A 255-nucleotide genomic window follows, 5' to 3' on the forward strand; every position below is an offset into this window, starting at 1 on the left:
CTGACACCCGCCTCGTCGTCACGCTGGGCGGGCAGTATCACCAAGGCCACGCACGACCAGTGGGCGCTGGCCCGCCGCTGCCAGCTCGCGCACATCCAGAATTTGGAAGCGGGTATTCGCGCCATCGGGGACCGGCTGGCGCTGCCGGTCGGGGAGAGGGGGACGAAGAGGGCGCCGGGGGGTTACCGGTCGCGGCGGGAGTGGCATGCGAAGTCGCGTCGTCTGCGGGTGCTGCGGGACCGGCTGGCCGCCGCG

1 pseudogene is annotated in these 255 nt (G+C 72.9%); it reads left to right on the plus strand.

Features of this window, described 5'->3' with window-relative positions:
• Positions 1-255: pseudogene (locus RM704_RS45085) on the plus strand (IS200/IS605 family accessory protein TnpB-related protein); the annotation flags it as partial.

Source organism: Streptomyces gottesmaniae (assembly GCF_031845845.1).
Classification (GTDB): Bacteria; Actinomycetota; Actinomycetes; order Streptomycetales; family Streptomycetaceae; genus Streptomyces; species Streptomyces akebiae.